5 protein-coding genes are annotated in these 4,671 nt (G+C 36.2%); 3 read left to right on the top strand and 2 right to left on the bottom strand.

From position 1 onward, the window contains the following. The 3 genes from ABZA26_RS08160 to ABZA26_RS08150 all read left to right on the top strand — a co-directional run. Positions 1-1,337 (top strand): elongation factor G (locus ABZA26_RS08160; RefSeq protein ID WP_372714032.1); only part of this gene is annotated, 1,337 nt, incomplete at its 5' end. A 76-nt stretch (positions 1,338-1,413) separates the two neighbouring features. Then, complete coding sequence (locus ABZA26_RS08155; protein WP_372714031.1) at positions 1,414-1,833, top strand: hypothetical protein; 420 nt, start codon at positions 1,414-1,416, stop codon at positions 1,831-1,833. 346 nt (positions 1,834-2,179) lie between these two features. Further along, a complete protein-coding gene (locus tag ABZA26_RS08150; protein WP_372714030.1) occupies positions 2,180-2,938 on the top strand; it encodes a YdcF family protein in 759 nt (252 codons plus the stop codon). Positions 2,939-2,981: 43 nt separating this feature from the next. Here the strand turns inward: ABZA26_RS08150 and ABZA26_RS08145 are convergent, their stop codons facing one another. Continuing rightward, complete coding sequence (locus tag ABZA26_RS08145; protein ID WP_372714029.1) at positions 2,982-3,371, bottom strand: hypothetical protein; 390 nt, start codon at positions 3,369-3,371, stop codon at positions 2,982-2,984. Positions 3,372-3,523: 152 nt separating this feature from the next. After that, positions 3,524-4,671 (bottom strand): ABC transporter ATP-binding protein (locus ABZA26_RS08140; protein WP_372714028.1); only part of this gene is annotated, 1,148 nt, incomplete at its 5' end.

Raw genomic sequence — 4,671 nt, 5'->3', positions numbered from 1 at the left:
GAGTGGTTTCCGGAGAGATAGTTCCTGTTTTAGTAGGGTCTGCAGTGAAGGGTATAGGGGTTCATACACTCTTTGAGATGCTCTATGACTATATGCCTACTCCTAGAGAGATGAAAGAAGGAGAGAGGATAGGTACGAATCTTGAAACAGGAGATGTGGAGATCAGAAAGGTAGACGAAGATGAGCATTTCTCTGCCATAATTTTTAAAACTATTGTAGATCCCTTTGTGGGAAAGGTCTCTCTGTTTAAGGTGAACTCAGGGGTACTGAAAAAAGACATGGAAATTTTAAATCCTGCTCGACATAAAAAGGAAAAAATATCAAATATATTCTTTCTGAGGGGAATAAAGCAGATAGATGCAGAAGAGATAAGGTCGGGAGATATAGGGGCCACAACAAAGCTCCAATATGCAGAGACCGGGGATACTCTGTGCAGCAAGAGTCATCCGATAGTCTATCCTAGTATAAATTTTCCTAAGCCGTGTCTGTATATGGCTGTAGAACCTCAGAATAAAAGTGATGACGAGAAAATAAGTCTTTCTCTCCAAAAGCTTACTGAGGAGGACCCGACTTTTGTGGTAGAGCGTAACTACGAGACGAAGCAGCTCCTTATAGGGGGACTTGGGGAAAAACATCTGAGGGTAATAATCCATAAGCTGGAAAACAAGTTTGGAGTCCACAGTGTGGTATCAGAACCTAAAATAGCATACAGGGAAACTATAAAAAATTCCATAGATATAGAGGGGAGACATAAAAAACAGTCGGGAGGAGCAGGGCAGTTCGGTGATGTCTTTATAAAATTTGAACCCTGTGAAGAGGAGTTTGAGTTTATAGATCATGTAAAAGGAGGAGTCGTGCCGAAGCAGTATATTCCAGCAGTGGAAAAAGGACTTCTGGAAGCTAAAAGCAGAGGTATTCTAGCGGGGTACCCTATGATAAACTTTAAGGCTACTTTATATGACGGATCTTATCATTCAGTTGATTCCAATGAACTCTCTTTTAAGCAGGCAGCGATACTGGCTTTTAGAATAGGGATACCAAATGCTAATCCTGTACTTTTAGAACCCATTATGAAAGCAGAGATAGTCATTCCTGAAAATTATATGGGGGATATCATGGGAGATATAAATAAACGTAGAGGGAGAATACTAGGGATGGATCCTGTTTCTCAGGGGGAGCAGAAAGTCATAGCAGAAGTACCTCAAAGTGAGATGATTAAATATGCAACTGATTTGAGATCTATAACTCAGGCAAGAGGGAAATTTCACCTATCCTTTGAAAGATACGAAGAAATGCCTCCACACCTTGCACAAAGGATAATTGATGAGGTAAAATAAAAGGAGCGGGCATAGTTCCCGCTCTTGTTATTTATATATTTTCATTATAATAGTGTTAATACAGGGAAGTGAGTTTATGAAAAAAGTAATAATATTATTTATTTCAGTAATTTTTGTGATGTTAACCTCTTGCAACAAAAAAGAAGACAATACGATAGAACTTGTTATAAGAGGAGAGTTTCCAACCAAAGGGAAAGCCATAATACATCTTTATGGCTATGACAAAAATATTCCAGATGAAAGCACTGCACTTATTACAGAGAAAAAGATAAATATAAAGAAAAATCCTCTTGAGATCAATCTGGAATTTCCAAAAGATGCGTATAAAATCATAAATTCCAACTATTCCAAAAAAGAGGATGTAGAGTTCTTTATCACTGTGGACCTAGACATAAACGAAGACAAAGATGTGGATTACACTCAAGATTTTGGAGGGGAGACTCTGTTGATGGTGGTTCCCGGCATGAAAAAAGAGATATACGTGAAAAAAATATAAAGATTAAAATTTTTAAAGTGACAGTATTAAAAAGAATTAGAAACTTAAAAAAGCTAGCTTTAGGCTAGCTTTTTTAATAGGGAAAATAGGATTGAAAAAATATAAAATAAAGATTCACGAAAATGGGAATTTTGAAATAAGCTTTTCCGTGCAATATCACAGACAAGCTCCCTGTTTTACAGGTTCTTCAAAACTTTAAATTAGGGAAAGAGTTATAAGCTGGTTAACAGCTTAGTCAAATTATACAAGAAAAATGTGAGGGTTTTATGAGGTTTAATTGAATTTTTATTGTTTTATAAAAAAAATATGAGTATAATAGTCTTTATAAATTTATAGGAGGAAAGACATGTTTATACTCGGAAAAATAGTGGGTCTTTTTGTAATATCACCTGCTATATTTGTAGCTTTGCTTATTTTTACAGGATTATTTTCAAACAGATATAATTTAAAAAAAATAAAAAGATTATGCCTTGTACTAGGGATAATATTCTATGCTATAACAATAAGACCCACAGTAGATGTTATTGCAAGGCTTGTGGAAAACAGATCCAAACCTTCTACCATGGAAGCTATAGAAGCCGGAGAGGCGTATGTAGTCCTAGGAGGAGGAATATCAGAAAAAACTCCGGTGGGAAATATCCCGAGAGAGGCCGCCTCTGTGAGACTTATGCATACGGCAATACTGTATAATAGGCATCCAAAAAAAGTATACATAACCGGAGGCAAGGTGACAAATCAGAAAATCAGCGAAAGTTCTGTATATAAGAGTGTCCTCATGGGTCTAAATATTCCAGAGGAGGATATTTATACAGAAGAGAAAAGCAGAACCACCATGGAAAATGCCAAGTACACTTCTGAATCTCTTAAAAAAGTTAATATTAAAAACATAGTCCTGGTGACTTCAGCATCTCATATGGCAAGAAGCAAAATGACTTTTGAAAAGCAGGGCTTCAATGTAATACCTTCCCCTTGCGGCTACCTACAAGATAATAGAGGTTACAATATATTAGATTTTATTCCAAGAAGTGACAACTTATCATATTTTATGAGGCTTATGTGGGAGCTTGCAGGAATAATTTACTATGGAGTGAGAGGTTATATATAAATGTTAATAAAAAAAGGCCTGGAAACAGGCCTTTTTGATATTATTAATTATTCAAATCCGGTTTACATACTTTACACGGTGTAAGTCCCATATTTTCTGCATCAGAAATTGTAACAGGGTTTTCTTCTTCGCGAATAAATTTACAGCCTTTTTTATGATACTTCTTACTTCCGTGAGACATATATACCATTTTTACATCGGGAATTATAAATGGTTCTGAATACTCTTCTTCAGAAGGCTGACTTTCTATTTCTTCGGCTTCTTTTTGAGCAAGCTGAATTTCATTTTTATCCTGGTCTTGATTCAGTCTGTGAAGAGCAGAGTATTTTGTATTGTATTCCTTATCTTCATCAGGGATTGTATTCCTCCCCTCTCTAAAGGCAAAAAAAGAGATTAAAATCGCCGCCACAGCCAACAATAAGAACATTTCCATAAACAACACTCCCTTCTTCTTTTAATACAAGTCTAGCCTGTAAAATCCATAAATTCAAGGGTAGATGAGAAAAAAATTATATTTTAATTAAAAAGTTTAAAAAAACAGACTTTTTGTACAAAAAATACTTATTTATTTAGAGAAGTCTCAGATTATGCAGTCTCCTGAATATGTTTTTCAACCAGAGAGAAATATTCACCTTTTTTTTCCACCAAATCTTGATGAGTTCCTTCCTCTACAATTCCTTCGCTGTTTAAGACTATTATTCTGTCTGCATTTTCTATGGTAGAAAGCCTGTGAGCAATTGTTATTGTCGTCCTGTCTGTGGTGAGTTCATCTATAGATTCCTGGATAAGTCTTTCAGTGTTGTTGTCTAATGCACTGGTGGCTTCATCTAGAATTAATATTTTTGGATTCTTTAAAAATATTCTGGCAATGGCAATTCTTTGTTTCTGCCCTCCACTAAGTTTTACACCTCTTTCTCCGACGTTGGTATCAAATCCTTCAGCAAGAGAAAGAATAAATTCATAAATTCTGGCTTTCTTAGCAGCCTCTATAACTTCCTCCCTGCTGGAAGTGAGATTTCCATAGAGTATATTTTCCTCTATACTTCCGCTAAAGAGAAAAACGTCCTGCTGTATTATACCAATATTATCTCTGAGGGACTCGAGGGTGTACTCCTTTATATCCCTGTTATCTATTTTTATGCATCCTCTTTCCACCTCATAAAACCTTGGGATGAGATTGCAGATGGTCGTCTTACCAGCCCCGCTGCTTCCTACCAGAGCCACTTTTTCACCTGATTTTATGGACATGGAAAAGTTTTTTAAAATATCCTGTTCAGATGAGGCATACCTAAAGGAAACATTTTCGAATTCTATAGTTCCATGGGGTTTTTTCAGCACAACTGCATTGGGACTGTCCTTTATTTCTGGGTCTTTCTCTATGAGTTCTCTGAATCTTGTAAATCCTGCCATACCTTTTTGAAAACTCTGCATAAGGAGCATCATTCTTCTGATGGGTTCCATAAATTTTGAGACATATAAGAGGAAACCGATAACTATACCAGGAGTGATTTCTCCCTTGAGTATGAAGATACCTCCGAAGAACAAGGTAGCCAGCTGGATTATGTTCATAATAAAACTAAGACCCGAAAAATATTCTGCAGAGAGCTTGAAGTTCTCTCTCTTTGCTTCTCTGAAAGCGTCATTTTTTTCCTGGAATTTTTCATTTTCAAACTGCTCATTTGTAAAGGCCTGTACAACTCTTATTCCTGAGATGGAATCTTCTACCTGAGAGT

Origin of the sequence: Ilyobacter sp., from assembly GCF_041583315.1 — a bacterium.
Classification (GTDB): Bacteria; Fusobacteriota; Fusobacteriia; order Fusobacteriales; family Fusobacteriaceae; genus Ilyobacter.
This window is presented reverse-complemented; position numbering and strand designations above follow the sequence as displayed.

Bases quoted from the DNA above. Each gene is read 5' to 3' on its own strand.
- ABZA26_RS08145 (WP_372714029.1), bottom strand. From the start codon at position 3,371: ATGGAAATGTTCTTATTGTTGGCTGTGGCGGCGATTTTAATCTCTTTT.
- ABZA26_RS08150 (WP_372714030.1), top strand. From the start codon at position 2,180: ATGTTTATACTCGGAAAAATAGTGGGTCTTTTTGTAATATCACCTGCT.
- ABZA26_RS08155 (WP_372714031.1), top strand. From the start codon at position 1,414: ATGAAAAAAGTAATAATATTATTTATTTCAGTAATTTTTGTGATGTTA.